Raw genomic sequence first — 24,556 nt, 5'->3', positions numbered from 1 at the left:
ATCAGAAGACGCTGGCCGGATCCGCGTCCCGCAGCTTGTTGAGCGCGATGGCGGCCGCCACGGCGCAGACCCCGATGGTGAGGCTGAACACCAGCACGGTCTTGTCGGTGGTCATCACGATCTGGATGCCGGAGACGGCGGTGAGGAAGGCATAGAGGGCGGCGCTAGCCACCAGGGCGGGAACAAACGAGGAGATCGCCAGGATCGAGGCCTCCTGCAGCACCAGGATCAGCAGGAATCGGTTGCGGAAGCCCAGGGCCTTGAGGGTGGCGTACTCGTGCAGGTGGTCGCTGACATCGGTGTACAGCACCTGATAGACGATCACCCCACCCACCAGCAGACCCATGATCGTGCCGAAGCCGAAGATGATGCCGAAGGAGGAGCTGGTGTTCCAGTAGTTCTGCTCGTTCGCGATCAGTTCGGGCTTGGTGAACACCTGCAGCTGGCTGCCGTAGAGGGCCCGCAGGTGACGCTGAACGGGGGCGATGGCGGCCGGATCGCTGACGCGGATCAGGCCCATGGAGATCTCGCCCTCGTTGATCTGCTTGTAGGCCAGCTGCAGGGCCGTGGTGTCGCTGCTGATCAGGTTGCTGTCGGCGGCGAAGGTGGAGCCGAGGCGGAACAGGCCCACCACCCGGAAGGTCTTGGAGTAGTCGGAGAGGATCATCGTCTGGCTCCCCTGGGCCTTGACCGCGGCGGCGACCGGTCCGGTGTTGCTGTTGCCGGCCGCGTCGAAGAGCACGTAGCCGGGGGTGCGGATGCGGTCGATCTGCTCGCGCACCGGCGCCAGATCGAGAATCTGCTGGTCGGGATCGAAACCGATCAGGCGCAGGCTGGTGGGCTTGATCCCGCCCATCTGCTGGGCGTTCACATTGGCGACATAGACGGGGATGACATCGGCCACCCCCGGCACCCCCAGCGACTGATAGAGCTGGGACTGGGGGAACTGCTGGAAGGCGCCGCTGTCCCGGGTGCCGGGGCTGATCACCACCAGATCCGTGATCAGGGCCTGGTAGAAGGTGGTGGCGCTGGTGAGCAGACCCGACTGGAAGCCCAGCTGCATGAACATCAACAGGGCGGCGAAGCCGATGCCGGTGACGGCCACCAGGTAGCGGATCGGCTGGCGCTTCAGCTGCAGCCAGGCCACCGGCAGATCGCCCAGGCTGCGTTTCAGGGAGCGGCCGATCACGGCAGGAAGCGGACGTTCACGTTCAGCCCGCTGAGCTTGGCGAGGCGGGCGGAGTCGGCGGGGGTCAGCGCGATCTTCACCAGCACCACCCGGGCATTGACGTTGTTGTTGGAATTGACGCTGAAAAGATCCCGGTCGGAGACCTCCCCGGTGATGTCCAGGACCCGGCCCTGCAGCTTGCCGCTGAAGCCGCCGCTCTCCGGCCAGATCTCGACGGGCTGGTCAGGTCGCACCTGGGGAATGTCGCTCTGGAACACCTGGGCCCAGACCTGCATGGCGCCGATCTGGCCAATCTGGGCGAGCCCCTGGTCGGTTTCCTTCATGCCCGGCCAGCTGTAGATCCGCAGCAGCTTGCCGTCGAGGGGGGAGCGGATCTCGGCGTTCCGCAGCTGGCTGCGGGCCTGGGCCAGGTTGGCCTTGGCCACCGCCACGTCGGCGAGGGCCACCTCCCGGTCGACCGGGCGGACCGTGAGGTTGTCGTAGAGGGTGCCCTTGAGGGCCTGGATGTTGGCCTGGCCCTGGGCGAGGGCCGCATCGGCCTTGCCGAGTTCCTCCTCGGAGATCGCCCCGGCCTTGAACAGCTCCACGCTCTTCTGCTGGCTGATCTTGAGATAGGGAATCACCACCTGCTCGGCCTTGAGATCCGCCTCGGCCTTGGCACGGGCCCCCTGGCGGGCCCCCGCATCCACCTGGGCCAGCTTGGCCTCGCTGAGGGCCAGCTGGCTCTCGGCCTGGACGACCCCCTTGCGGAGACTGGCCCAGCTGCTGAGGAACCCCAGCAGCTGGTCGCGGCGGATCGCCGCCCCCTCGGGCACCAGCCACTTGTCGACGACCTCCGAGCCGCCGCTGTTGCCCGAGGCGGTGGAGAGGGACACGACGCCCCCCTGGGGGGTGAGGCGTCCCAGGGCGGTCACGGCCCGGGGCGCCAGGGGCGGTGGCGGCGGGGCGGGGCGGTGGGTCAGCTGCCAGCCCGCCAGCCCCAGCACGGCCAGCACCGACACCGTGACGACCTTGCGGCGGCCGCTGCCCCAGGCCCGCTCCCGCCAGGTGCGCTGCAGGCCCTCCAGCCTGTCGCCGTGCGGCGTTTCCGTCACGAACCGAGGGGCTCCGGGCGCGCCATGGTAACCGCGGGATCCGCGCCCAGCCAGCGGCGGTGCATGCGGCGGTACTCGATTGAGAGGATGTCGGAGGCCACATGCCGCTCCTGGGTGAGATCCAGGGGGACGGGGGTCGGTCGCTGGCTGCGCACCACCCCATGGTCCTCCTGGAAGATGGTGCGGGAGATGGCGATCGACTGGGCTTCGCTGCCGGGCAGCCGCAGGCGCTTGCGTTTGGAATACTTCACCCAGCGGGCCAGGGTGTGGGTGTCGCTCTGGGGAAGGCTGGCGTTGAAGAAGACGAAGCGCAGCTGGTCGCCGATGCTGGTGTCGACGATGTTGAGGTTGGGGTAATAGAAGCTGAAGGTGGTGGTGGCGCAGAGGGGGCCGCTCTGGCCGCTCAGGGTGCGCAGCAGCTTCAGGACCCCTTTCACCGGCAGTTCGAAGCTCACCGTGGCGGCGATCATGCGGTCCTCCTTGCGGAGATCGACGGGGATCGACAGGGGTGAATCCTGGCTGGCGAAGGTGCTCTTGTGCACCCAGTAAGCATGGGAATTGTCGAGGTTGGACTCGATCACCCGGCTGAAGTGGGTGTCCCAGTCGAAGCTGCTCTCCACATGGCCCCAGGCGTCGTCCGGGAAGACGGGCAGATCGGGCAGCAGGGCCGGATCGGGCGGGCCCTCGCCCCACCACATCCAGATGAAGCCCCGGGACTCGACGGCCGGCCGCTCACCCACCAGGTCGCTGCGCGCCGGAGGGCTGGAGCCGGCCGGCTCGGCGGGGGCCTCAAGGCAGGTCCCGTCGGCGGCGAATTTCCAGCCGTGGAAGGGGCAGCGCAGGCAGCCGCCCTCCTCCAGCCGCCCCAGGGCCAGGGAGGCCCCCCGGTGGGGACAGCGGTCGCTGAACAGCCTGGGCCGGCCTTCGGCATCCGGGAAGAGCACGAGATCGTGGCCCGCGAAGGGGACGGCCACCGGACCCTGGCGGAAGGCGAACGAAGAGGCGACGGCGTACCAGCAGTTCCGGGCCAGTTGAGACACCTGGGGAGGGGATGTCTCTGAGGCGCTCCCAGCCAATGACATGCTCTGCCGATGCTGCGCGGATCTTAAGCGAAGCGTCCCGATCGAGAGAGCGACACCCCCTAGATTGGCGCCGCCGCCAAGGTTGGGTCGCCCCACACTGCCGTCCGAATGATTCGCAAGTGATTCGCAAGCTGCGCAGTCCCCTGGCGATCGTGTTTCTCACCCTGTTGCTGGACAAGCTGGGCGAAAACATCGTCTATCCCCTGCTTCCCTTCATCCTCGAGAAGTTCTCTCCCGACGGACTCACCCTGGGGCTGCTGGCCTCCACGGCCACCCTGTTTTCCGTGCTGGCGTCACCGATCATCGGTTCCCTCAGTGATGCCTGCGGCAGGCGGTCGGTGATCCTTCTCTGCGTGGCCATCAACTGTCTGTCCCTGTTCATGTTCGGCCTGGCCGGAACCCTGGGGCTGATCTTTCTCTCCAGGGCGATCAACGGCGTCTCCACGGCCACCGTCGGCACCGCCCAGGCCTACATCTCCGATATCTCCACCCCGGCGAACCGGGCCCGCAACTTCGGCATCAGCGGCGCCGCCTTCGGCCTCGGGGCCATCGCCGGCCCGGCCCTGGGGGGGGCGCTCGTGGGATTCGGCATGCGCATTCCGGTGTTCGTGGCCGCCGCCCTGGCGGCCTACAACTTCCTGATGGCGTTTCTGTATCTCAAGGAGACGCTGCCGCTCCAGAACAGGCCCCGCTTCCAGTGGTCCCAGATCAACGGACTGGCCCCGGTCATGGCCCTGCTGGCGCTGCCGAAGGCGAACCGCGTGGCGCTGGCCTTCTGCTGCTTCAACTTCGCCTTCAGCGGCTTCACCACCCTGCTGGTGCTCTATCTCAAGGATCAGTTCTCCTGGTCGGCCTCGCAGTCGAGCGGCATCTTCGTGATCGTCGGCCTCACCGTCACCTATGTGCAGGTGGCCCTCACCGGCCCGCTGGTGCGGCGCCATGGGGAGGCCCGCCTCAACATCTACGGTCTGCTGGCGGTCGCCGCCGGCATCGCCCTGATCCCCCTGGCCCGGGTGTTCGGCGCCGGCGCCGCCGTCGTGATCGTCACGGCCGCCGTGATGCTGTCGGTGGGGGCGGCCTGCGTGATCCCCACGGCCCGCAGCCTGGTCTCGCGGCTGGTCCCGGAGAACCGGCAGGGCGTGATGCTGGGCAGCCTGCTGGCCCTCACGGGCCTGGCCAGTGCCCTGGGTCCGATGCTGGCGGGGGTGCTCTACGACCTCTCCCCCACCCTCTGCTTCCTGCTCCAGGCGGTGGTCTGCCTGCTGGGGGCGCCCCTGCTGCGCGGCGTCAGGGAGCCGGCGGCTGTCCCCGTCGACATCGCCGGCTGAACTGGCGCTCTGATGTCGGCGTCTCAGGCGCGGGCGTGTTCGCGCATCATCCGCCGGTACTCCACCAGGATCAGGTCGGACTCGATCAGCACCTCATTCGAGCCCCGGAAGCTCACCCTCTTGGGTTCCTGCTCGCTGATCACGGCGGCGTCCTCCTTGGAGATCTGCAGGCCCGTGTCCAGGGTGACGCGATCGAACAGGCGATTCAGCACCGGCGTGGCGGTGAGGAAATTGCGGCCGTTGGTGACCCGGACGGTGGTTTCGCCGTCGTTGTCGGGCACATGGGCCTGCAGGGCCGCCAGGGTCACCGCGCCGAAATGGATGATCGAGACCACCACGTTGGGGTAGAGGAAGCGGTACTCCTTGTAGGCATTGGCGCTGTCCCCCTTCAGCAGCAGGCGGGTGAGCCCGTTGAGCTTCTTGACCTTGATCGGCATGCGCCCGTAGAGGCTGCCGGGTTCCACCTGCACCGGATAGTGCTCGAGGCTGAAATCGGTGGTCGGGTCCACCCGTCCGATGCTTTTGCCGTGCACGAAGGCGGCGTGGGTGGGGTCGATGCCGTTCTCGATCGTGCGGGTGAAATGGGTGGCGTAGGTGTAGGCCATGTCACCGCCGGCCCGCAGGGTCAGCCCGTCCAGTTCCGGGATGTCGAGCACATCGCCATCGGGGCTGGCCTGGCCGCCGGCGAGCCACAGCCAGACGAACCCGTGCCGCTCCCGGGTGGGGAAGGTGCGCAGCCGCGCCTGGCGCGGGATCGACTCCTCGGCCCGCAGGGCCGGGATGTGCACGCAGGTGCCCTGGGCGTCGTACTGCCAGCCGTGGTAGGGACAGACCAGGCTGTCCCCCTTCGCCCAGCCCCCCGCCAGGGAGCAGCCCCGGTGGGCGCAGCGGCCATCGAAGGCCAGCACCCGGCCGCCGCCATCGCGCATCAGCACCACCTCCCGGCCCTGGAAGCGGTGGGCCAGGGGCTGGTCGCTCACCTGGCTGGAGAGTCCGACGGCATACCAGCAGTCGGTGGGCCAGGGGGACGGCGTCGGCATCTCAGGGCGTGGGGACCGGGGGCGTGGGCACGGGGGCGGTGGCCGGGCAGGCCCGGGCCAGGGCACGCCTGTAGGCCAGGATCAGCTGGTCGGAGGCCAGCAGCAGCTCATCCCCCTGGGTGCTCCAGGACGGGCCCGGGGGCTGGGTTTCCACCACCGCCTTGTCCTCCTCGTAGGTGTCGACCGTGTTGCGGATCGAGTTGCCGTCGGCCCAGCCGTAGGGCAGGAAATTGCGCACGCCGATCCACTTGGTGAGGGTGGTGTGGTCGTCGACGGGGATGTTGCTGGCGAAATAGATGTACTGATACCCCTTCCAGTTGAAGTCCAGGGCGATTCTGTTGACGTTGGGAAGGTAGCCGGTGAGGGTGGAGCTGGAGTGGCTCCTTTTCCTCTTGACGATGTACTTCAGCAGGCCCACCCGGGCCGGCGGCTTCAGCTTGTGATGGGTGGACACCAGGCCCGGTTCGCTCACGATCTCCAGGCTTTCCACGCTCGCGTCCTCCCGGTTGCCGAAGAAGGGCCGGTGCACGAAGGGGGCGTGGGAGGTGTCCAGCGCCGACTCCACCACCCGGCTGAAGTGGGCGTTCCAGGTGTAGGACCCGCTCACCGCCCGCCAGCCCGGCTGACCCAGTTCCGGGAATGGGGGGATGGGCACCTCGGAGGCCCGATCGGCCTCGCCGGGGAAGATCCAGAGGAAGCCGGACTGCTCCCGGATGGGGAAGGTGGCCATCCGGGCCCGGGCCGGGATGGGTGTTCCCGGGGGGTCGGCCGGAATCCGGACGCAGTGCCCATCCACGTCATAGCTCCAGCCGTGGTACGGGCAGCGCACGCAGGAGCCCTCCACCCATCCCCTGGCCAGGCTGGCGCCGCGGTGGGCGCAGTAGTCGGCCAGTGCATGGGCCTGGCCGGCCGCATCACGGAAGAGGAGGTAGCGGCGCCCCAGGAGGGTGACGGAGACGGGTTGGTCGCGAAGCCCGTGGGCATGCTCCACCGCATACCAGAAGTTCTCGAGTCCCTGGGTCATTCCTCGGGTCGTGCTTCAGGGGGTTCTTCAGGTCGTTCCTGAGCTGGGTGCGACACGGGTTCCACGGGCCGACCGACCCTGTTTAGCACCGATGGGGCCTGGATCCAAGATGAACCGGCTGAAGGAATTGCTGAACGATTTAGAATCGGTTTCTGTTGAGTGGCGACCATTGCGCAAGCTTCACCTGGACCCCGGTGAGTTCGCCTACCGAAGTGGAGACAGTGGTCAGGAGGTGTATCTCGTCCGCACCGGGGCGATCGAACTGGTCACCCTCTATCCCGAAACCGGAGAAGGCATCGACGGGCGCCATGGCCCGGGCCACGTGTTCGGTGAGGTGGAGCTCATCGACGGCCGGGCCCGCACCCACACCGCCAGGGCCTCCCAGCCCACCGAGCTGCTCGTCTTCAACCGCGACGAGCTGATGGACCTGCTGTTCGAGCATCCCGAGCGCAGCCTGGTGCTCGGACGCAGCGTCTTCGACCGCCTCCGGGACCTCTACACCAACGAGACCCTGGAGTCCGACCTGGCCCGGCTGCGCGAGGAGATGCAGGCGAGCATCCGCGATGCGGTCGTCGCCCATGAGGGCCGGGTGGTGCGCAGCCACAGCGGCATGGCTGCCATCGCCGTTCCGATCGTGCTGATGGTGCTTCTGGCGATCGGTTCCTACTGGTACTTTCACCGGGGCTGAGCCCCGTTCACGCAGCCCATCACCACTGGTCCCGTTCCATGAGCATCCAGCCGGTCCCCCCTGAAGACAAGGAGCACGCCCTCTCCGAATTCCGGGAGCTGATCAGTGCCGACGTCGAGGCCGGCATCGACAACCACGAGCGCAGGATGAGCCGCATGGGCTTTCTGTTCCTGGCGATCTTCGTGGGCGTGGTCGGGCTGATGGCCTTTCTCCCCTGACACCGCCTCCGCTCCGGCGGGATGGTGAGCCAGGGGAGTGGCGGTGCCGGATCAGACCGCGGCCTTCTGGTTGGCCAGCAGGCTCTTCAGCTTGGCCAGCTCGCCGGCCCAGCGGGGATCGGGGGCGCCTTCGCCGACGGCGTCGGCATGGACCACCTTGTTGACGCTCTTGCGGGCTGCGGTGGGGGCGCTGCCGGGGCGGCGGTCGTTGCCGGCGGCACCGCGGACCTCACGGCGCTGCTCGGAAATCTCGATGCGCAGGGTGCTGCCGCCGAAGTCCTTGCCGTTGAGCTGGGCGATCACGGCCTCAGCCTGGGCCAGGTCGTCGACGTTGGCGAAGCCGAAGCCACGGCAGGTTCCGGTCTCCCGGTCGTTCACGGCCTTGAAGCGAACCCCTTCTCCCACGCTCGAGAAGAGAGCATCCAGCTCTTTGGCATCAAAGGTTTGCGGCAGGTTGCCGACATAGAGACGAACGCTCATGGGGAGGGGCTCAGGAAAGGAAAAAACTCTGGCAGGCGGTGCGATCGCGCCATTGCATCCAGCAGTTAATCACGCCGTGGGTCCGGGTCCGCGCCGGGTCCCCGGCGGTCAAGCCAGAGCCGGGCCGCGGCAACGGCCTCATCAACTGCATGCGGGTCGGTCAACTCCGCTGTGTCCGTCGCTGCGGTTCCGCCAAGTCGACCGAAGGCCCGTTCGGCCGTCAGGTGATCGATCAGCTGGCCCAGACGGGGCCCTGGCGGTATGGCCAGGAGCTGTTGCAGCCGGCGGCCGTCGAGGGGCGGGCGGGGGTGGAACAGGCGATCCGCCGGGTTGCGCCACCGCTCCATGGCCGCCCCTGCCGCCATGGGATCGAGCTGCAACAGCAGGGCGGGCAGATCCTCCTCCAGCTGGCGGTGCAACTGCAGCCGATCCGCTTCGTCCAGGGCCTCCAGGGACGGCCCGCCCCGGGGCGAATCGCTGCGCTGGAGACGGTCGTGCCAGTGACGCAGCCGCTGGCAGCGTTGCTGCAGGCGCCGGCTGGCCCGCAGCCGCTCCAGGGTCGGGCCGTCGAGCACGGCCGCCAGCCGCGCCAGCGGCAGGGCCCAGGCCGCCTCCGGCGGCATCAGGCCGCAGGCTTCCGGCCGTTGCGGCCCCAGGGGCTCCAGCTGGGGCCCGGACCCGTCGGCGGCCCCCCAGGGCTGGAGCAGCCCCGCCTCCAGGGCCAGCTCCAGCCCCCGGTGCCCCTCGGGAGCGGCGGCCAGCCGCTCCAGCTCCGCCAGCACCCGCTCCCCGGCCACGGCGGTGATCCGCTGCCGATGGCGCCCGATCAGCTCCCAGGTGGCCGGAGCGATGCTGAACGCCAGTTCGCAGGCCAGCCGCACCCCCCGCAGCAGCCGCAGGGGGTCATCGAGCAGGTTGGCTTCGCTGATGGCCACCAGCCGGCCTGCCGCCAGATCCGGCAGGCCGCCGCAGGGGTCGATCAGCCGCAGATCCGCGGCCGATTTGCGGCCTGACGGCGTCGCTCCCTCCAGGGGCAGGGCGATGGCGTTGGCGGTGAAGTCCCGGCGGGTGAGATCGGCGGCCAGATCCTCACCGGCGCAGCGGGCCAGGTCGATCGTCCAGCCCTGCAGCACCAGCCGGGCGATCGAGCGCTCCTGGTCCAGCACCACACAGCTGCCGCCCAGCTGCCGCCCCAGGCGCCGGGCCAGGTCGATGGCGTCCACGGGCACCACCAGGTCCAGATCCGGCCGGGCGCTCAGGCGGCCCAGCAGGCCGTCCCGCACCGCCCCCCCAACCAGCGCCGTGCCCGCCGGCAGCTGGTGGAGGGCCACCGGCCAGGTCTCGGGCGCCAGGGCCCGCCACAGTTCAGGGACTTGACGTCCCGGCTCCCACGCCACAATGGGCGCCCTGCTGGGCCGCGGCGGCATGTGCATCTGCGTGGATTGCCACTGGGTCGAGCGGTGTCAGGCCTACCACGCGGTCGAGCGCCAGCATGGCGTCGCCCATCTCAATCCCCATCCTGACTTCAGCCCCCGCCAGCCGCGCATCCACGTGCAGGTGATCGATCTCGACACCGCCGGCACCAGCGTCGGGGTGGAGTGGGACGTGCGCGCCTGCTCCGACTTCCGCTCCGACCCGGGCCGCTGGCGTCGCTGTCGCCCCGACGGACCCCTGCCCCGATGAGTGTCCTCCCCGATCCGGACGGGCGCCCCTGGCTGCTGGCGCTGCACAGCTCCAGCGAGAGCCTCGGCGTGGGGCTGCAGCGCCTCGGGGCGGCGGCGCCCGAGCGGCTGGAGACGTTCCCCCTCGGCCGCTCCCTCTCCAACGGACTGTTCGAGTGTCTGGAGTCGGTGCTGCCGGCCAGCGCCTGGCCCCGGCTGGGCCGCCTGGCGGTGGCCACCGGCCCCGGAGGCTTCACCGGCACCCGATTGACGGTGGTGCTGGCCCGCACCCTGGCCCAGCAGCTGGCGCTGCCCCTGGACGGGATCAGCAGTTTCCGCCTGATGGCCCGCCGCCTGCTCACCGGATCCGAGCCCCCCAGCGAAGGCCCCTTCTGGTTGCTGCAGGAACTGCCGCGGCGCGGTGTGGTGGCCGGGCTCTACGGCGCCGACCCGGACCAGCCCGGTGGCGTCGCCGAGCTGGAGGCGCCCCGTCTCCATCGGGGCAGCGAGGCGCTGACCCCGTACCCGATCCATCCGGCCGAGGTGCAGCTGCCGGAGGACGTGATCCAGCTGCTGGGCATCGGTGCTGCCAACGCCGCGGAAGGGCGGGACGCCCCCTGGCAACCGGTGCTGCCCCTCTATCCCACCAGCCCGGTGGAGGCGCTCCCATGCTGAGCCGCCCCGGACCCCGCCCCGAGCCGCGGCCGCGCCGTCGCCGCTCCCGTCGCCCAGCCGCCGCCGCCATGCCCCCGCCCGTCGCCCCCCAGCGCTCCCGCCGCGGGCCACGCCGCCGGCGACCGGTTTCGGGGCGGGTGGTGCTGGCGGGCCTGGCGGGACTGGCCCTGCTGTGGCTGTCGCGCGGTGGCTGGTGGCCCACGCCGCCGCCGCCCCAGATGATCCTGGTGCTGGGGGGGGATGCGGATCGGGAGGCGGCGGCGGCCCGCCTGGCCCGTGTGGACGGCCTGCCGGTGGTGGTCACCGGCGGCACCAACCCCGAGTACGCCCACTGGCTGTTCCTGCAGAAGGAGGGTCTGCCCGCCCGCCAGGTCCAGCTCGACTACCGGGCCCGCGACACGATGTCCAACTTCACCTCCCTGGTGGACGACCTGCGCAAGGCACGCATCCGCCATGCCCTGCTGGTCACCTCCGCCGACCACATGGAGCGGGCCCTGCTGGTGGGACGGATCGTGGCCGGCAGCCGCGGCATCCATCTCACCCCGGTTCCGGTGTCATGCGGCGAGCTCTGCGTCGTCGAGGGCCGGCGGCGCCTCTGGGGCGACGGCGCCCGGGCGGCCCTCTGGGTGATCAGCGGTCAGGACATCAGGCCGTGGGTGGAAGAGCGGGTGGCTCCCTGGCTGGAAAAAGCAGGGATCCGCTGATCGGACCCAGGTCGAGCATCCGGTTGATCTGCTCCTGGGCGGCGCGGGTGGCGGCGTCCAGGTCGGGGCGGCGCCGGGAGGCCGGCGGCGGGATCGGTGTGCCGATGCGGATGTGGATCGGCACCAGCCTCGGGCCGTGGCCGCCGGGTCCCAGGGCCCGGTGGCTGTTGATGATCGCCACTGGCAGCAGCGGCACCCCGGCCCGGGCCGCCAGCAGGGCCGCCCCCGGCTGGGGGGCATTGACGCGGCCGTTCGCCTGCCGGGTGCCGTCGATGAACACGCCGGTGGCCCAGCCCTGCAGCAGCCGGTCGGTGGCGGTGCGGATCGCTTCGCGGTCGCCGGCACCGCGCTCCACCGGGTAGGCGCCGCAGGCCCGGATGATCGGCCCCAGCAGGGGCACCCGGAACAGCTCCGCCTTGGCCATGAAGGCCACCGGCCGGCCGAGGGCGTGCCCCAGCAGCGGCGGATCCAGGTGGGAGCCGTGGTTGGCCACCACCACCACGGCCCCCTCCAGGGGCACGTTGTCGTTGCCGGTGGTCCGGCCCCGGAACAGCACCCGGAACACAGGGAACACCAGCAGGTAGCTGATCAGCCGGTAGGTCAGGCTCGGCTTCGGCGTGCTCAGCAGGGCGGGGGGATCGGCGGGGGGGCGGCGGCGGCGTCTCACTGGCCCAGGTCGCCGGAGGTGGCGATCTGGGCGGTGCCGAGCCCGGGGCAGCTGCGCTTGATCAGGCCGGAGAGCACGTTGCCCGGCCCGATCTCCACGGCGGTGCTGATCCCCTCGGCCTGCAGCCGGTCCATCGTCTCCCGCCAGCGCACCCCCATGGTCATCTGCTGCCGCAGGCGCTCCTTGAGCACCGTGGCGTCGGTCTCGGGCCGGGGATCGGCGTTGCTGAGCACGGGGATCCGGGCGTCAGCGAACGGCACCGCCTCCAGTTCGGCGGCGAAGGCCTCGGCGGCGCCGGCCATGAAGGGGGAATGGAAGGCGCCGGACACCGCCAGGGGGATGGCCCGCTTGCAGCGCACCGTCGCCGTGACACTGGCCAACGCTTCCGGGGTGCCGGAGAGCACCACCTGGGCGGCGCTGTTGTCGTTGGCGATCACCACCCCCTCGGTGGCGGCCACCGCCTGCTCGAGCTCGTCCCGGTCGAAGCCCATCACGGCGGTCATGGCGCCGCCGCCGGCGGCGGCCATCAGTTCGCTGCGGCGGCGCATCAGCTTCAGGCCGGTCTCGGCATCGAAGACCCCGGCGGCGTAGAGCGCCACCAGCTCACCCAGGCTGTGGCCTGCCACCAGCCGCGGGCTGCGGCCCTGGCCGTGGAGCGCATCCACCAGCAGGCTCTCGACCACGAACAGGGCCGGCTGGGTGTTGCGGGTGTCGTTGAGCTCGTCTCCGGCGCAGATGGCCAGCAGGTCACGGCCGAGCAGCTCGGAGGCCCGATCGAAACGCTCCCGGGCCCCCGGCAGGTCGATCACCCCCTCGGCCATCCCCGGCTTCTGCGAACCCTGTCCCGGAAACACCCAGGCGATGGCCATGCAAGCCTCCCGTGCAACGGCAGGAGATTAGGGCTCGGCTGGGGGGACCCCCGGACCGCTCCAGCGGAACAGGGCGGCGCCCCAGCTGAGGCCGGCGCCGAAGCCGCTGCTGGCGATCAGGTCGCCGGCGCCCACCCGCCCATCGCGGACGGCTTCGTCGAGCATCAGCGGGATCGTGGCGGCGGAGGTGTTGCCATAGGCCGAAAGGTTGCTGAGCACCCGCTCGGCGGGCATGGCGAAGCGATCGGCCACCGCGTCGAGGATGCGCTGGTTGGCCTGGTGCAGCAGCAGCCAGTCCACGTCGGTGGCGGCGGTGCCCGTGGCCTCCAGCAGCTCCGCCAGCACGGCAGGCACCTCGCGCACGGCGAACTTGTAGACCTCCTGGCCGTTCATGTGGATCGGCGCGAAGCCGCCCACCTGGGCGGAGAGATCCCCCACCAACGGCTGGTGTTCGGCCACCTGGGCCAGGGTGAGGCAGGCGTTGCGGCTGCCGTCCGAGCGCATGCGGAAGCCCACCAGGCCGTCGTCGGCGGGGTCACAGGCCTCCACGGCCAGGGCACCGGCCCCGTCGCCGAACAGGACGCAGGTGCGGCGGTCGTCCCAGTCGAGCCAGCGGCTCAGCTGGTCGGCGCCGATCACCAGCACCCGCCGCATCGTGCCGCCGCGGATGTACTGGGCCGCCGTGATCAGGGCGAACAGGAAGCCGCTGCAGGCGGCGGTGAGATCAAAGGCCACCGCCCGGTGGGCCCCCAGGGCCGCCTGCACCCGCGGGGCGGTGCCGAACAGGTCGTCCGGGCTGGAGGTGGCCAGCAGGATCAGATCCACCTGCTCGGGGGCCCAGCCCGCATGGGCCAGGGCCGCCCGACCCGCCTCGGCGGCCAGGCTGGTGACGGTTTCCCCGGGGCCGGCCACGCGCCGGGCACCGATGCCGGTGCGGCTGCGGATCCAGTCGTCGTTGGTCTCGACCCGCTCGCTCAGCTGGTCGTTACTGATGCTGGCGGCGGGGAGGGCGCGTCCGCAGCCCACCAGGGCCATGCCCCGCAAGGCGGCCGTGGTCACCGTCGTGTCTGAGCCGAGCGGCACCCATTCGGTTCACAGGTGGCCACAGTCAACCACAGGTGGTTGCCACTCCGGCGCTCCCCTCGCCGAGGGCGTGCAGGTCGTCCATGACGCCGTGGCTGGCGGCGGAGTGGGCCAGCCGCAGGGCGCTCACCACCGAGAGGGCCCGGCTGCTGCCGTGGCCGATGACGCAGATGCCATCGACCCCGAGCAGCAGGGCGCCGCCGTGCTCGGCGTGGTCGAGGCGCTTCTTGATCCGCACCAGGTTGCTGCGCAGGAACGCAGAGCCCACCTTGCCCCGGCGTCCCCGGGGCAGCTCGGCCCGCAGCACGTCCAGCAGGACGCTGCCCACCGATTCGAGGAACTTGAGCAGCACGTTGCCCGTGAAGCCGTCACAGACCACCACGTCGAAGTCGCCGGAGAGGATGTCGCGCCCCTCGCAGTTGCCGGCGAACACGAAGCGCTCGTCGGCCGCCAGCAGCGGATGGGTGCGCAGGCAGAGGTCGTTGCCCTTGCACTCCTCCTCGCCGATGTTGACCAGGCCGATGCGGGGCCGTTTCACCTGCAGCACGTCACGGCTGTAGATGTTCCCGAGCAGGGCGAACTGGTGCAGCCATTCGGGCTTGCAGTCCATGTTGGCCCCCACGTCGAGCACCAGCACCTGCTGGCTGGGGTCCTTGGTGGGGAACAGGGCGCCGATGGCCGGGCGGTCGATGCCGGCCAGCCGGCCGAGGCGGAAGATCGCCGCCGCCATCACGGCGCCGGAGTTGCCGGCGGAATAGACGGCGGTGGCCTCGCCCTTCTTGACCAGGTCCATGGCCACGTTGATGCTGGCGTCGCGCTTGCGGCGCACCACGGTGGCCTCCTCGTGCATGCCCACCGACGGGCCGCTGGGCACCAGCTGGATCAGGCCACGCTGCACCGCCTCCTCCAGCTCCTGGCCCAGGCCCATGGCCGTCACCGCCTGCCGCAGCGGCTCCGGCTCGGCCACGAAGCGGATGCGCAGGGGCAGCAGGGCCACGGCCCTCAGGCAGCCCTCCAGGATCGGCCCCGGGGCGTGGTCTCCGCCCATGCCGTCGACGGCCACCCAGAGGCGCTGGCGGTCGTCGATGGCGGCGCCGGTGTGGCTGCCCTGCTGCAGACGCCGCAGGGGGTCGAACACCAGGGGCTGGAGCACGGATCCCGCCACATTGGTGGCGGCGCCGGCCATGCTGCCGGCCACGGACACCGCCCCGGAGGCGGCGCCGCTGGCGGTGGCGGTGGCGGTGCCCACGAGGCTGGTGACAGCCGCATTGCGGCGGTACCAGATCACCAGGCGGCGGATCGTGCGGTTGGGTTTGGGGCGGTTGGAGGCGAAGCGACGGCCGTCGCGCCCTGCGCCTTCAGGATCCTTCGGTGGCAACGGGTTCAACGATGCGCTGGAACAGATAGCCGGTGCCCCGCGCCGTGAGGATCAGCTCGGGGTTGGCCGGATCATCCTCCAGTTTGGAGCGCAGCCGCGAGATGTGGACATCCACCACGCGGGTGTCCACGTGACGCTCGGGCGTGTAGCCCCACACCTCCTTGAGGATCTCGCCGCGGCTGAAGGGCTCGCCGGAGCGGCTCACCAGCAGCTCCAGCAGGCTGAACTCCATGCCGGTCAGGCGGATGCGCTCGTCGCCCCTGTACACCTGGCGCTTGTTGGTGTCGATGCGGAGATCGCCCACCTGGATCACCCCGGAGTTGGGGATCCCGGCGCCCGGGTCCTTCTCGACCCGCCGCAGCACGCAGCGGATGCGCGCCTCCAGTTCCTTGGGGCTGAAGGGTTTGACGACGTAGTCATCGGCGCCGAGCTCGAGGCCGGTGATGCGGTCAGCCACGTCACCGAGGGCGGTGAGCATGACGATCGGCACGTCCGATTCCTTGCGCAGCTCCTGGCAGACGCCGTAGCCGTCGAGCTTGGGCATCATCACGTCGAGGACCACCAGGTCCGGCAGGACGCGGTGGAAGGCCTCGATGGCCTCCTCGCCGTCGCTGGCGGTGACCACCTGATAGCCGATCATCGAGAGGCGCGTCTCGAGGATCCGGCGAATGCTGGCCTCGTCATCGACGACGAGGATCGTTTCCTTGGCGGTGGGGGAGGCCGTCATTGCGCGGCGAGGAGAATGCAACACGGTTCCGACCCACTGAACCGGCCGGAAGGTCGGGAATTCACCGAACGCCACCTTTCTTCATACACACCGCCCGCTCCCCTTGGCCCGTCCCGGTTCCTCGTTCGTCTGCCAGGCCTGTGGGGCCAGGACGCGGCAGTTCTTCGGCCGCTGCTCCGGCTGCGGCGGCTGGAACACCCTGGTGGAGCAGAGCGAGCCGAGCGGCGACAGCCGCCGCCGCCGGCCGGTGGCCGCCGCCGCCGCTCCGGGGGCTGACGGGGCCGGGACGCCGGGGCGGCCGCGCCGCTCCGAACCGATCCAGGCGGTGGGGGACCGGCCCCTGCAGCGTCTGGCCAGCGGCTACGGCGAACTGGACCGGGTGCTGGGGGGCGGCCTGGTGCCCGGTTCCCTGGTGCTGCTGGGGGGCGACCCGGGCATCGGCAAGAGCACCCTGCTGCTGCAGAGCGCCCGGGCCATGGCCGCCCGGGCGGTGGTGCTCTATGTCAGCGCCGAGGAGTCGGCCCAGCAGGTGAAGCTGCGCTGGCGGCGCCTGGCCGAGGACGGCCCCGGAGCGGAACCCGATGCCCTGCCGGAGGCGGGTGACGGCGAGAGCGGGGGCCTGCGCCTGCTGGCGGAGACCGACCTGGAGCTGGTGCTGCAGGAGCTGGAGACCCTGAGGCCCGAGGTGGCGATCATCGACAGCATCCAGGCCCTGCACGACGCCGAGCTGGGCAGTGCCCCCGGGTCGGTGTCCCAGGTGCGGGAATGTGCGGCCGCCCTGCAGCGCATCGCCAAGCGGCAGCACACCGCCCTGGTGCTGGTGGGGCACGTCACCAAGGAGGGGATGCTGGCGGGCCCCAAGGTGCTTGAGCATCTGGTGGATGCGGTGCTCACCTTCGAGGGGGACCGCTTCGCCAGCCACCGGCTGCTGCGGGCGGCGAAGAACCGCTTCGGCGCCACCCATGAACTGGGGGTGTTCGAGATGCGGGGGGCGGGGCTGGTGGAGGTGAGCAACCCCAGCGAGCTGTTCCTGGCCGGGGATGGCCCCAGCCCCGGCACCGCCACGATCGTGGCCTGCGAGGGCACCCGCCCGCTGCTGGTGGAGGTTCAGGCCCTGGTCAGCCCCACCAGCTATGCCAGCCCGCGGCGCACCGCCACCGGCATCGGCACCAACCGCCTGCACCAGATCCTGGCGGTGCTGGAGAAGCACATGGGCCTGCCCCTGTCCCGCTTCGACTGCTACCTGGCGGTGGCGGGCGGCCTGGAGGTGGAGGAGCCGGCGGCGGACCTGGGGGTGGCGGCCGCCGTGGTGGCCAGCTACCGCGACCTCACCCTGCCGGCGGGCACGGTGCTGCTGGGGGAACTGGGCCTGGGGGGGCAGCTGCGGCCCGTGGGCCAGCTGGAGCTGCGCCTGCAGGAGGCGGCCCGGCTGGGGTTCGCCCGGGCGGTGGTGCCCCGCGGCAGCGCCCTCGGGCCGGTGGCGGCCGGCCTGGGCCTGCAGCTGCTGGAGGCGGCCACGGTGGCGGAGGCCCTGGTGGCCGGCCTGGGGGTCAACCCCGCCGCGTGAGAGCGGCCCAGGGAGCGCGGCTCAGAAGTAGACGTCGACGTTGCTGCGGCCGGAGGACTTGAGCCAGTTCTCGATGTCCAGGTAGCCGCCCGGGTAGAGGCGCACCGCCTTGGTCCAGTAGGCGGCGGCCTCGTCGAACCAGCGGTCGGCGGCGTCCTGGTCGCCGGTCTCCTCCGCCAGCCGCCCCCACTTCTCATAGATGAGCCCCATGTTTTTGAGGCAGGAGGGGGAGTTGCCGTTGGCGTCCAGGGACTGGCGATAGAAGTCGAGGGCCTTCTCCTCCTCGCCGTTGCTCATGAAGATGATCGCCATGTTCTTGAGGATCTCGCCCCGGTCGATGCTGTTCTCCTCGAGCTTGAGGGCCTCCTCGTAGTTCTCCAGCGCCTCGGCGTAGTCGCCGTCGTTCTGGGCCGACAGGCCGTCGCGGTAGTAGACGTAGGCCTCCTTCGCCTTGGGATCGATCGGCAGCAGCTTGACGATCAGGTCGGCCATGACCGTGAAGCTCTTGTCGATGAAGTTGTCGTTGCGCTGCGAGCGGGGCAAGGGTCCAGGTCCGGATCTTCCACCCATCCTGCCTTGGGCGGCCGGGGCAACGGCGTGGCGGCTCCCTAGCCTGGGGCCCGGCCCCCCGCTCCGGCACCCAGCACCGGCACCCCCCGCTTGAGCGCCACCCCCCCCGCCAGCAGCTCCCGCGAGCCGTTGCTCCTCGATGTGGAGGGCATGAAATGCGGCGGCTGCGTCCGCGCCGTGGAGCAGCGCCTCCTGCAGACCGAAGGGGTGCGCCAGGCGAGCGTCAACCTGCTGACCCGCACGGCCTGGGTCGACCTGGAGCCCCGCTCTGACGGTCCCGATGGGGTCGGCGTGGATCCGCTGCCCGCCCTGCTGGGCAGCCTCGAGGGCCTGGGCTTCCAGGCCCGCCTGCGCCCCCAGGAGCCGGAGCCCGCCAGCCAGCGGGAGCAGCGCCAGGCCGAGCAGTGGTGGCGCCACTGGCGCCAGCTGCTGGTGGCCCTGCTGCTGCTGCTTGTCTCCGGCCTGGGGCACCTGGCCGACGCCGGTCTGCTGGCCTGGCGCGGTCCCTGGCCGCTGCTGGGCAGCCCCTGGTTCCATGCCCTGGTGGCCACCCTGGCCCTGGCCTTCCCCGGCCGGCCGATCCTGGTCCGCGGCGTCCGCTCGGCCCTGGCCGGGGTGCCCGGCATGGACACCCTGGTGGGACTGGGGGTGGCCAGCGCCTACCTCTCCAGCCTGGTGGGCTGGCTGTGGCCGGCCAGCGGCTGGCCCTGCTACTTCAACGAGCCGGTGATGCTGCTCGGCTTCGTCCTCACCGGCCGTTTCCTGGAGGAGCGCGCCCGCTACCGCACCGGCCGGGCCATCGAGGAGCTGGGCGCCCTCCAGCCCGACCATGCCCTGCTGCTCCTGGGCGACGGCCCCCCCCGCCAGGTCCGGGTGGGCGGGCTGCGGCCGGGGGACCGGCTGCGGCTGCTGCCGGGCGACCGGGTGCCGGTGGATGGGGTGGTGCTGGAGGGCTGCTCGCGCGTCGATGCCTCCAGCCTCACCGGCGAGCCCCTGCCCCAGTCGGTCGAACCGGGCAGCGAGCTGGCCGCCGGTCTGCTCAACCTCGAGAGTTCCCTGGTGCTGGAGGTGCGCCGCCGTGGTGCCGACAGCGCCATCGCCCGCATCGTGCGCCTGGTGGAGCGGGCCCAGGCCCGCAAGGCCCCGATCCAGGGCCTGGCCGACAGGGTCGCCGGCCGCTTCACCCTCGTGGTGCTGCTGCTGGCGCTGGCCACCCTGCTGTTCTGGTGGCTGTGGGGATGCCGGCACTGGCCCGAGGTTCTCACCATGGGCGCGGCCGTTGGCCACGGGGCCCATGGGCACCTCTCCCACGCCCACGGCGCCCTGGCCCATGACGGCGGTGCAGCCGGCACCCCCTTCAGCCTGGGGCTGCAGCTGGCCATCGCGGTGCTGGTGGTGGCCTGCCCCTGCGCCCTTGGCCTGGCCACGCCGACGGCGATCACCGTGGGCTCCGGGCTGGCGGCCCGCTCCGGCCTGCTGTTCCGGGGCGGCGATGCGATCGAGACCGCCTCCCGGCTGGAGGCGGTGCTGTTCGACAAGACCGGCACCCTCACCATCGGCCGTCCCCTGGTGACGGCCGTCCGGGTCGTGGGGGCGGCCCCGGGCAGCCCCGAGGAGGGGGCTGGCGCCAACGGGCTGGTGCAGCTGGCGGCGAGCCTCGAGCAGCACAGCCGCCATCCCCTGGCCCACGCCGTGCTTCAGGAGGCCCAGTGCCGGGGGCTTCCCCACCTGAGCGTCAGCGAGGCCCAGGCCCTCCCCGGCGAAGGGGTGCAGGGGCTGGTGGAGGGCACCGGCCTGGTGCGGGTGGGCCGGATGGACTGGCTGGTCCGCCAGGGGGTGATGGCGGAGCCCGCCGCCACGGCCTTGCAGCAGGACCTGGAATCGGGTGGTGCCACCCTGTTGGCGGTGGCCGCCGAGGGCCGGCTGCTGGGACTCCTGGCCGTGGAGGACCGGCCCCGGGCCGATGCCGCCGCCACCGTGACCCGCCTGCGGCGGCTGGGGCTGCGGCTGGGCCTGCTCAGCGGTGATCGGCGCGCCAGCGTCGAGGGTCTGGGCCACCGGCTGGGCCTGCGGCCCGAGGAGCTGGCCTGGGAACTGCGACCCGAGCAGAAGCTGGAACGGCTCCTGCTGGCCCATCGCCAGGGGGCCGTGGCGATGGTGGGTGACGGGATCAACGATGCCCCTGCCCTCGCCGCCGCCGACCTGGGCATCGCCGTCGGCACGGGCACCCAGATCGCCCAGGAGAGCGCGGCCCTGGTGGTGATGGGCGAGGGACTCGACGGCATCGTCCGGGCCCTGGAGATCGCCCGGCGCACCATGGCCAAGGTCCGCCAGAACCTGGCCTGGGCCTTCGGTTACAACCTGATCGTCCTGCCGATCGCCGCCGGTGCGCTCCTGCCGGGCTTCGGCCTGAGCCTCTCGCCCGAACTGGCGGCCCTGCTGATGGCCTTCAGCTCGATCACGGTGGTCGGCAACGCCCTGCTCCTGCAGGGTCTCCCAAGGGATTCCGCGCCATGAGCGGGCGCTTCCTGGTGCTGGAGGGCATCGACGGCTGCGGCAAGACCACCCAGATCGAGGCCCTGCGTGCCTGGCTGCCGCTCAGCGGCCTGATGGCGCCCGGCGCCCGGCTGGTGGTGACGCGGGAGCCCGGCGGGACGGCCCTGGGCCAGGCCCTGCGCGCCCTGCTGCTGCGGCCGCCGGAGGGGGCCGCCCCCTGCAGCCTCTGCGAGCTGATGCTCTACGCCGCCGACCGGGCCCAGCACGTCGAGGAGTGCCTGCGTCCGGCCCTGGCCGCCGGCGACTGGGTGCTGAGCGACCGCTTCAGCGGCTCCACCGCGGCCTACCAGGGCTATGGCCGCGGCCTGCCCCTGGCCACCATCCGGCAGCTCGAAGTGATGGCCACCGGCGGCCTGGAGCCCGATCTCACCCTCTGGCTGGATCTCCCCCTGGCCGGGTCCCTGCAGCGCCGCGGCGACCGGCCCGCCGACCGCATCGAGGCCGCGGGCGAGGCCTTCCTGCAGCGGGTCAGCGACGGCTTCGCCAGCCTGGCCGCCGAGAGGGGCTGGCACCGCGTCGCGGCCGGAGGGCCGATCGAGCAGGTGACGGGCCGCTGCCGCTCCCTGATCACGGAACACCTGGGTGCCGCCGGCGCAGGGGGCCATGGCTGAGTTGCTCGCCGATGCCGAGCTGTTCGCCGATCTGGTGGGCCAGCCCCAGGCGGTGGCCCTGCTCACGGCCGCCCTCGAACGGCGGCGGCTGGCGCCCGCTTACCTGTTCGTCGGCCCCGACGGGGTGGGCCGGCGGCTGGCGGCCCTGCGCCTGCTCGAGGGGGTGCTCGCCGGTGGCACCGCCGGTTCGGTGCCGCTGCGGCGACGCCTGGCGGCGGGCAACCACCCCGATCTGCTCTGGGTCGAGCCCACCTACCTGCACCAGGGCCGGCTGGTGAAGGCTTCCGAGGCCGAGGCCCAGGGCCTCAGCCGCCGCAGTCCCCCCCAGCTGCGCCTGGAGCAGGTGCGGGAGGTGACCCGGTTCCTGGCCCGCCGACCGGTGGAGGGGGAGCGTTCCCTGGTGGTGCTGGAGACGGTCGAGGCGATGGCCGAAGCGGCCGCCAATGCCCTGCTCAAGACCCTCGAGGAACCGGGCCACGGCCTGCTGATCCTGCTCACGGCGACGCCGGACCGGCTGCTGAGCACCATCCGCTCCCGCTGCCAGGCCATCCCCTTCGCGCGGCTGTCCCCCGCCCTGGTGCGCCAGGTGCTGGGGCGGCTGCCGCTGGCCGAGGGGACACCGGAGCGGGCCGTGGCCGATCCCCCCGAGCTGCTGGAGCTGGCCGCCGGATCTCCCGGCGCCCTGCTGCACCACCGGCGGGTCTGGCAGGGCCTGCCCGAGGGGCTGGCGGAGCGCTTGCTGGCCCTGGGCCGGGAGCCGATGGAGGCCCTGGGCCTGGCCCGCGACCTCAGCGAGGCCCTCGATGGCGAGCAGCAGCTCTGGCTGCTCGACTGGTGGCAGCTGCACCTCTGGCGGCGGCGCCAGGAACCGGCACCCCTGCGGCGCATCGAGCAGCTGCGCAGCCACCTGCTGGCCTACGTGCAGCCGCGGCTGGCCTGGGAGGTGGCCCTGCTGGATCTAGGTGGCTGAGGGCTGCCTTCAGGCCACCGCCCCTTCGCCCGTCTTGGGAACCGCGGCGAGCCTGGCCTCCCTGGCGGAGCGGATGGCGGCAGCGAGGGGTTCGATCTGATCGACGGGAGGCAGCTCGAGGCAGTAGCCGGCGCCGTAGACGGTCTTGATGAAGCGGGGTTTGCGGGGATCGGGCTCGAGCTTGGTGCGCAGGTGGCGGATGTGGACCCGGATGGTCTCGATGTCGTCGTCCGGCTCGTAGCCCCAGACCTCCTTGAGGATCAGGGAAGGGGCAACGGTCTGGCCGTGGCGCTGCAGCAGGCAGTGGAGGAGTTCGAACTCGGTGTGCGTGAGGCGGACGGGCGCGTCGAACCAGATGGCCTCGAAGCGCTCGGGGACGAGGGTGAGGGAGCTGAAGCTGAGGATCTCGTTGTGCTTGGCGGAGAGGGGTGCGCGCTCGCTGCGCCGCAGGAGTGCCTTGACCCTGACCATGAGCTCCTCGAGATCGAAGGGCTTGGTGAGGTAGTCGTCGGCGCCGGAGTTGAAGCCGCTGACCTTGTCCTTGGTGCTGCCGAGGGCGGTGAGCATCAGGATGGGGATCTTGGCGGTGCGCTCGTCGCGGCGGAGGCGCTGACAGAGGGTGAGACCGTCGACCTTGGGGAGCATCAGGTCGAGCAGGATCACATCGGGGCAGTACTGAACGGCAAGGGCCTGGCCCTTGATGCCGTCAGCGGCCCTCTGGACATCGAAGCCGCCGTGCTCAAGGTGTCCGGCGACGAGATCGAGCATGTCGCCGTCATCTTCGATGAGCAGGATGGAGGGCTTCATGGGTGTTCGAGGCGAGGCGAGTCGTCGTGGGTGCCTGGGTAGGGAGCACGGGGACGGGAGAGGACAGTGTCGCGGTTTTGCGTTGACACTGCAGGGATGAGGGTGCAGGTGCGCACCTGGCCGGGGGCTGAATCCGGCTCAGCCGACCACTGCCACCGGCCGTTACCGGAGTGATGGGGCCCGGCAACGGGCGGAAGGAGAAACTCCCCGGGCGGGATTCGAACCTGCGACCAATCGGTTAACAGCCGACCGCTCTACCACTGAGCTACCGAGGAAGACACCCGGCGGGCCGGGATCCGAAGACCTTACCTTTCGGCCCCGCCGGCGGGCAAGGGGGCCAGGGAGCGGCGCAGGCTTTCGCCGCTCTGCCAGGGGCCGACCGCACCGGCTTCCATGCGGGCGGCCCCGTCACAGCACTCCAGTTCCTCGAGACGGTGGGTGATCCACAGCGCGGTGAGGGGGGATGGGCTGCGGTGGCAGAGCCGATGGATCAGCTCCAGCACCTCCTTCTGACTGTCCGGATCCAGCAGGGCGGTGGGTTCATCCAGGAGCAGCAGTGTCGCGGCGCTGGCCAGGGCCCCGGCGATCGCCAGCCGCTGCTTCTGGCCGCCGCTCAGGGTGTGGATGGGGCGCTGCTGCAGGCCCTCCAGCCCCACCTGGGCCAGGGCCGACGCCACCCGCCCGGCACGGGCAGCGCCGTCGAGTCCCTCGGGGAGGGCCAGCTGCAGATCGCTGCCGCAACTGGGCAGCAGCAGCTGGTGGTCGGGGTTCTGGAACACCAGGGCCGGTCGGCCCTGGCAGGTGATGCGGCCGGCCGTCGGCGTGAGCAGGCCGGCGACCAGGCGCAGCAGGGTGCTCTTGCCGCTGCCGTTGCTGCCGACGAGCATCCACAGGCCCGGCCCCGGAATCCGCAGCCGGCAGTCCTGCAGGGCCGGAACGCCTTCGCCCCAGCCGAAGCGGAGTCCCTCGATCTCCAGGGGGGGCTCGACCGCCCCGGAGGTCGCCGATGCGCTCAAGGCTCGAAGTTGAAGCCGGGACGCTTGCCACCGCCGGCGACCGACGACTTCTCATAAATCTGCACGGCGACGATCTCGCCGCTCAGCAGACTGACGCGCTTCTGCTCGTCCTTCTCGCAAGTGAGCTCGAGCACCTTGGGGTGCCCGCTCTCGAGCGCCTGACGCACGTCCCCGTACAGGGCCTGGGCGCCGTCCAGTTCCTTGCGCTGGACGGCAACGGGCATGGGGCTGAGCCGGAGGGAGATCTCGACGACGTACATGGTGGAGGGGGCTGGGGGCCGGGACGGTGGAGAGGGCGAGCCAGGCCACTCTGGCGAATCGCCGGCCGTCCAGGAGAGGTGGGTACTTGTACTCATTCCCTGATGGCAACGGCCTCCTTGGCCGCACAGAAAGGGGCTCTTCTCTTACGATCGCCTTGTAACGCTTCGTGAAGCACCTCCCATGACGATCGCCCTAGGGCGTGCTCCGGCCACGCGTGGATGGTTCGACGTCCTCGACGACTGGCTCAAGCGCGACCGCTTCGTTTTCGTGGGGTGGTCCGGTCTGCTGCTG

Annotated in this window: 26 protein-coding genes, 1 tRNA gene and 1 pseudogene; 11 read left to right on the top strand and 17 right to left on the bottom strand. The window is 71.2% G+C overall.

Features of this window, described 5'->3' with window-relative positions:
- Nucleotide 1: 1 nt before the first annotated feature.
- From devC to KUG39_RS12090, 3 genes are read right to left on the bottom strand one after another with little or no spacing between them, the layout of a single operon-like run.
- Nucleotides 2-1,189, bottom strand: coding sequence for an ABC transporter permease DevC (devC, locus tag KUG39_RS12100; protein ID WP_216915137.1), 1,188 nt, complete (start codon nt 1,187-1,189; stop codon nt 2-4).
- Nucleotides 1,186-2,283, bottom strand: coding sequence for a DevB secretion protein (locus KUG39_RS12095; protein WP_216915135.1), 1,098 nt, complete (start codon nt 2,281-2,283; stop codon nt 1,186-1,188). Before KUG39_RS12095 ends, devC begins: the two co-directional genes overlap by 4 nt.
- Nucleotides 2,280-3,323 (bottom strand): aromatic ring-hydroxylating dioxygenase subunit alpha, encoded by a 1,044-nt coding sequence (locus KUG39_RS12090; RefSeq protein WP_216915133.1) that lies wholly within the window; start codon nt 3,321-3,323, stop codon nt 2,280-2,282. Before KUG39_RS12090 ends, KUG39_RS12095 begins: the two co-directional genes overlap by 4 nt.
- Nucleotides 3,324-3,484: 161 nt before the next feature.
- On the opposite strand from KUG39_RS12090, the gene KUG39_RS12085 reads away from it, so the two are divergent.
- A complete protein-coding gene (locus tag KUG39_RS12085; protein ID WP_216915131.1) occupies nt 3,485-4,693 on the top strand; it encodes an MFS transporter in 1,209 nt (402 codons plus the stop codon).
- A gap of 23 nt (nt 4,694-4,716) precedes the next feature.
- On the opposite strand, the gene KUG39_RS12080 is transcribed toward KUG39_RS12085, so the two are convergent.
- Nucleotides 4,717-5,733, bottom strand: coding sequence for a Rieske 2Fe-2S domain-containing protein (locus tag KUG39_RS12080; protein ID WP_216915129.1), 1,017 nt, complete (start codon nt 5,731-5,733; stop codon nt 4,717-4,719).
- 1 nt (nt 5,734) lies between these two features.
- Nucleotides 5,735-6,757, bottom strand: a complete 1,023-nt coding sequence (locus KUG39_RS12075; RefSeq protein ID WP_216915127.1) for an aromatic ring-hydroxylating dioxygenase subunit alpha — start codon at nt 6,755-6,757, stop codon at nt 5,735-5,737.
- 169 nt (nt 6,758-6,926) lie between these two features.
- On the opposite strand from KUG39_RS12075, the gene KUG39_RS12070 reads away from it, so the two are divergent.
- Both KUG39_RS12070 and KUG39_RS12065 read left to right on the top strand, forming a co-directional pair.
- Complete coding sequence (locus KUG39_RS12070; protein ID WP_094586692.1) at nt 6,927-7,445, top strand: Crp/Fnr family transcriptional regulator; 519 nt, start codon at nt 6,927-6,929, stop codon at nt 7,443-7,445.
- A 38-nt stretch (nt 7,446-7,483) separates the two neighbouring features.
- Complete coding sequence (locus KUG39_RS12065) at nt 7,484-7,663, top strand: hypothetical protein (protein ID WP_216915125.1); 180 nt, start codon at nt 7,484-7,486, stop codon at nt 7,661-7,663.
- 51 nt (nt 7,664-7,714) lie between these two features.
- On the opposite strand, the gene KUG39_RS12060 is transcribed toward KUG39_RS12065, so the two are convergent.
- Together KUG39_RS12060 and KUG39_RS12055 are read right to left on the bottom strand one after the other, a co-directional pair.
- Complete coding sequence (locus KUG39_RS12060; protein WP_094586688.1) at nt 7,715-8,143, bottom strand: RNA recognition motif domain-containing protein; 429 nt, start codon at nt 8,141-8,143, stop codon at nt 7,715-7,717.
- Nucleotides 8,144-8,208: 65 nt separating this feature from the next.
- Nucleotides 8,209-9,474 carry a tRNA nucleotidyltransferase/poly(A) polymerase-related protein gene (locus tag KUG39_RS12055; protein ID WP_353617642.1) on the bottom strand — a complete coding sequence of 422 codons (1,266 nt, stop codon included), beginning with the start codon at nt 9,472-9,474 and terminating at the stop codon, nt 8,209-8,211.
- A 94-nt stretch (nt 9,475-9,568) separates the two neighbouring features.
- Between KUG39_RS12055 and KUG39_RS12050 the strand changes: the two genes are divergently transcribed.
- From KUG39_RS12050 to KUG39_RS12040, 3 genes are read left to right on the top strand one after another with little or no spacing between them, the layout of a single operon-like run.
- Nucleotides 9,569-9,826, top strand: a complete 258-nt coding sequence (locus KUG39_RS12050; protein ID WP_094586684.1) for a Ycf34 family protein — start codon at nt 9,569-9,571, stop codon at nt 9,824-9,826.
- A complete protein-coding gene (gene tsaB / locus KUG39_RS12045) occupies nt 9,823-10,479 on the top strand; it encodes a tRNA (adenosine(37)-N6)-threonylcarbamoyltransferase complex dimerization subunit type 1 TsaB (protein WP_190610513.1) in 657 nt (218 codons plus the stop codon). The genes KUG39_RS12050 and tsaB overlap by 4 nt, the downstream gene beginning before the upstream one ends.
- A complete protein-coding gene (locus tag KUG39_RS12040; RefSeq protein WP_353617380.1) occupies nt 10,473-11,183 on the top strand; it encodes a YdcF family protein in 711 nt (236 codons plus the stop codon). Before tsaB ends, KUG39_RS12040 begins: the two co-directional genes overlap by 7 nt.
- Here the strand turns inward: KUG39_RS12040 and KUG39_RS12035 are convergent.
- From KUG39_RS12035 to rpaB, 5 genes are all read right to left on the bottom strand, one after another.
- Nucleotides 11,125-11,850, bottom strand: coding sequence for a lysophospholipid acyltransferase family protein (locus KUG39_RS12035; protein WP_094586678.1), 726 nt, complete (start codon nt 11,848-11,850; stop codon nt 11,125-11,127). The two genes, KUG39_RS12040 and KUG39_RS12035, sit on opposite strands and share 59 nt — an antisense overlap.
- Complete coding sequence (fabD, locus tag KUG39_RS12030) at nt 11,847-12,719, bottom strand: ACP S-malonyltransferase (RefSeq protein ID WP_216915117.1); 873 nt, start codon at nt 12,717-12,719, stop codon at nt 11,847-11,849. The genes KUG39_RS12035 and fabD overlap by 4 nt, the downstream gene beginning before the upstream one ends.
- 27 nt (nt 12,720-12,746) lie before the next feature.
- Nucleotides 12,747-13,754 (bottom strand): beta-ketoacyl-ACP synthase III, encoded by a 1,008-nt coding sequence (locus KUG39_RS12025; protein ID WP_216915121.1) that lies wholly within the window; start codon nt 13,752-13,754, stop codon nt 12,747-12,749.
- 73 nt (nt 13,755-13,827) lie between these two features.
- On the bottom strand, nt 13,828-15,180 hold the full coding sequence (gene plsX, locus KUG39_RS12020) for a phosphate acyltransferase PlsX (protein ID WP_094586672.1): 1,353 nt from the start codon (nt 15,178-15,180) through the stop codon (nt 13,828-13,830).
- A complete protein-coding gene (rpaB, locus tag KUG39_RS12015) occupies nt 15,161-15,907 on the bottom strand; it encodes a response regulator transcription factor RpaB (protein ID WP_015110442.1) in 747 nt (248 codons plus the stop codon). Before rpaB ends, plsX begins: the two co-directional genes overlap by 20 nt.
- A gap of 103 nt (nt 15,908-16,010) precedes the next feature.
- Here rpaB and radA point away from each other — a divergent pair, with 103 nt between their 5' ends.
- On the top strand, nt 16,011-17,474 hold the full coding sequence (gene radA / locus KUG39_RS12010; protein ID WP_216915116.1) for a DNA repair protein RadA: 1,464 nt from the start codon (nt 16,011-16,013) through the stop codon (nt 17,472-17,474).
- A 21-nt stretch (nt 17,475-17,495) separates the two neighbouring features.
- On the opposite strand, the gene KUG39_RS12005 is transcribed toward radA, so the two are convergent.
- Nucleotides 17,496-18,017: a photosystem I assembly protein Ycf3 gene (locus tag KUG39_RS12005; RefSeq protein ID WP_094586668.1), complete on the bottom strand. Its 522-nt coding sequence runs from the start codon at nt 18,015-18,017 to the stop codon at nt 17,496-17,498.
- A gap of 117 nt (nt 18,018-18,134) precedes the next feature.
- Between KUG39_RS12005 and KUG39_RS12000 the strand changes: the two genes are divergently transcribed.
- Genes KUG39_RS12000 through KUG39_RS11990 form a run of 3 tightly spaced genes read left to right on the top strand, consistent with a single transcriptional unit; the run spans nt 18,135 to nt 22,181 of the window.
- Entirely contained in the window at nt 18,135-20,561 is a 2,427-nt protein-coding gene (locus KUG39_RS12000; RefSeq protein WP_286193127.1) for a heavy metal translocating P-type ATPase, read from the top strand.
- On the top strand, nt 20,558-21,211 hold the full coding sequence (tmk, locus tag KUG39_RS11995; protein WP_094586664.1) for a dTMP kinase: 654 nt from the start codon (nt 20,558-20,560) through the stop codon (nt 21,209-21,211). Before KUG39_RS12000 ends, tmk begins: the two co-directional genes overlap by 4 nt.
- Entirely contained in the window at nt 21,204-22,181 is a 978-nt protein-coding gene (locus KUG39_RS11990) for a DNA polymerase III subunit delta' (protein ID WP_216915114.1), read from the top strand. Before tmk ends, KUG39_RS11990 begins: the two co-directional genes overlap by 8 nt.
- Nucleotides 22,182-22,190: 9 nt before the next feature.
- On the opposite strand, the gene KUG39_RS11985 is transcribed toward KUG39_RS11990, so the two are convergent.
- The 4 genes from KUG39_RS11985 to KUG39_RS11970 form a co-directional block, all read right to left on the bottom strand.
- On the bottom strand, nt 22,191-22,988 hold the full coding sequence (locus tag KUG39_RS11985; RefSeq protein ID WP_190610518.1) for a response regulator transcription factor: 798 nt from the start codon (nt 22,986-22,988) through the stop codon (nt 22,191-22,193).
- 203 nt (nt 22,989-23,191) lie between these two features.
- Nucleotides 23,192-23,263, bottom strand: a tRNA-Asn gene (locus KUG39_RS11980).
- A gap of 30 nt (nt 23,264-23,293) precedes the next feature.
- Nucleotides 23,294-24,004: an ABC transporter ATP-binding protein gene (locus tag KUG39_RS11975; protein ID WP_216915111.1), complete on the bottom strand. Its 711-nt coding sequence runs from the start codon at nt 24,002-24,004 to the stop codon at nt 23,294-23,296.
- Nucleotides 24,001-24,264 (bottom strand): UPF0367 protein family, encoded by a 264-nt coding sequence (locus KUG39_RS11970; RefSeq protein ID WP_094586658.1) that lies wholly within the window; start codon nt 24,262-24,264, stop codon nt 24,001-24,003. Before KUG39_RS11970 ends, KUG39_RS11975 begins: the two co-directional genes overlap by 4 nt.
- 181 nt (nt 24,265-24,445) lie before the next feature.
- Here KUG39_RS11970 and KUG39_RS11965 point away from each other — a divergent pair.
- Nucleotides 24,446-24,556 (top strand): annotated as a pseudogene (locus tag KUG39_RS11965) (photosystem II D2 protein (photosystem q(a) protein)); the annotation flags it as partial.

Origin of the sequence: Synechococcus sp. CCAP 1479/10 (assembly GCF_019038515.1) — a bacterium.
In the GTDB taxonomy this organism is placed as follows: domain Bacteria; phylum Cyanobacteriota; class Cyanobacteriia; order PCC-6307; family Cyanobiaceae; genus Cyanobium.
The sequence above is the reverse complement of the archived record's forward strand: the minus strand, read 5'-3'. Positions and strand labels throughout refer to the sequence as shown.

What these genes read in the sequence shown, in the direction of transcription:
- KUG39_RS12080 (WP_216915129.1), bottom strand. Translation starts at nt 5,733, where the DNA reads ATGCCGACGCCGTCCCCCTGGCCCACCGACTGCTGGTATGCCGTCGGA.
- KUG39_RS12075 (WP_216915127.1), bottom strand. Translation starts at nt 6,757, where the DNA reads ATGACCCAGGGACTCGAGAACTTCTGGTATGCGGTGGAGCATGCCCAC.
- KUG39_RS12065 (WP_216915125.1), top strand. Translation starts at nt 7,484, where the DNA reads ATGAGCATCCAGCCGGTCCCCCCTGAAGACAAGGAGCACGCCCTCTCC.
- KUG39_RS12060 (WP_094586688.1), bottom strand. Translation starts at nt 8,143, where the DNA reads ATGAGCGTTCGTCTCTATGTCGGCAACCTGCCGCAAACCTTTGATGCC.
- KUG39_RS12050 (WP_094586684.1), top strand. Translation starts at nt 9,569, where the DNA reads ATGTGCATCTGCGTGGATTGCCACTGGGTCGAGCGGTGTCAGGCCTAC.
- tsaB (WP_190610513.1), top strand. Translation starts at nt 9,823, where the DNA reads ATGAGTGTCCTCCCCGATCCGGACGGGCGCCCCTGGCTGCTGGCGCTG.
- KUG39_RS12040 (WP_353617380.1), top strand. Translation starts at nt 10,473, where the DNA reads ATGCTGAGCCGCCCCGGACCCCGCCCCGAGCCGCGGCCGCGCCGTCGC.
- fabD (WP_216915117.1), bottom strand. Translation starts at nt 12,719, where the DNA reads ATGGCCATCGCCTGGGTGTTTCCGGGACAGGGTTCGCAGAAGCCGGGG.
- KUG39_RS12025 (WP_216915121.1), bottom strand. Translation starts at nt 13,754, where the DNA reads ATGGCCCTGGTGGGCTGCGGACGCGCCCTCCCCGCCGCCAGCATCAGT.
- rpaB (WP_015110442.1), bottom strand. Translation starts at nt 15,907, where the DNA reads ATGACGGCCTCCCCCACCGCCAAGGAAACGATCCTCGTCGTCGATGAC.
- tmk (WP_094586664.1), top strand. Translation starts at nt 20,558, where the DNA reads ATGAGCGGGCGCTTCCTGGTGCTGGAGGGCATCGACGGCTGCGGCAAG.
- KUG39_RS11990 (WP_216915114.1), top strand. Translation starts at nt 21,204, where the DNA reads ATGGCTGAGTTGCTCGCCGATGCCGAGCTGTTCGCCGATCTGGTGGGC.
- KUG39_RS11985 (WP_190610518.1), bottom strand. Translation starts at nt 22,988, where the DNA reads ATGAAGCCCTCCATCCTGCTCATCGAAGATGACGGCGACATGCTCGAT.
- KUG39_RS11970 (WP_094586658.1), bottom strand. Translation starts at nt 24,264, where the DNA reads ATGTACGTCGTCGAGATCTCCCTCCGGCTCAGCCCCATGCCCGTTGCC.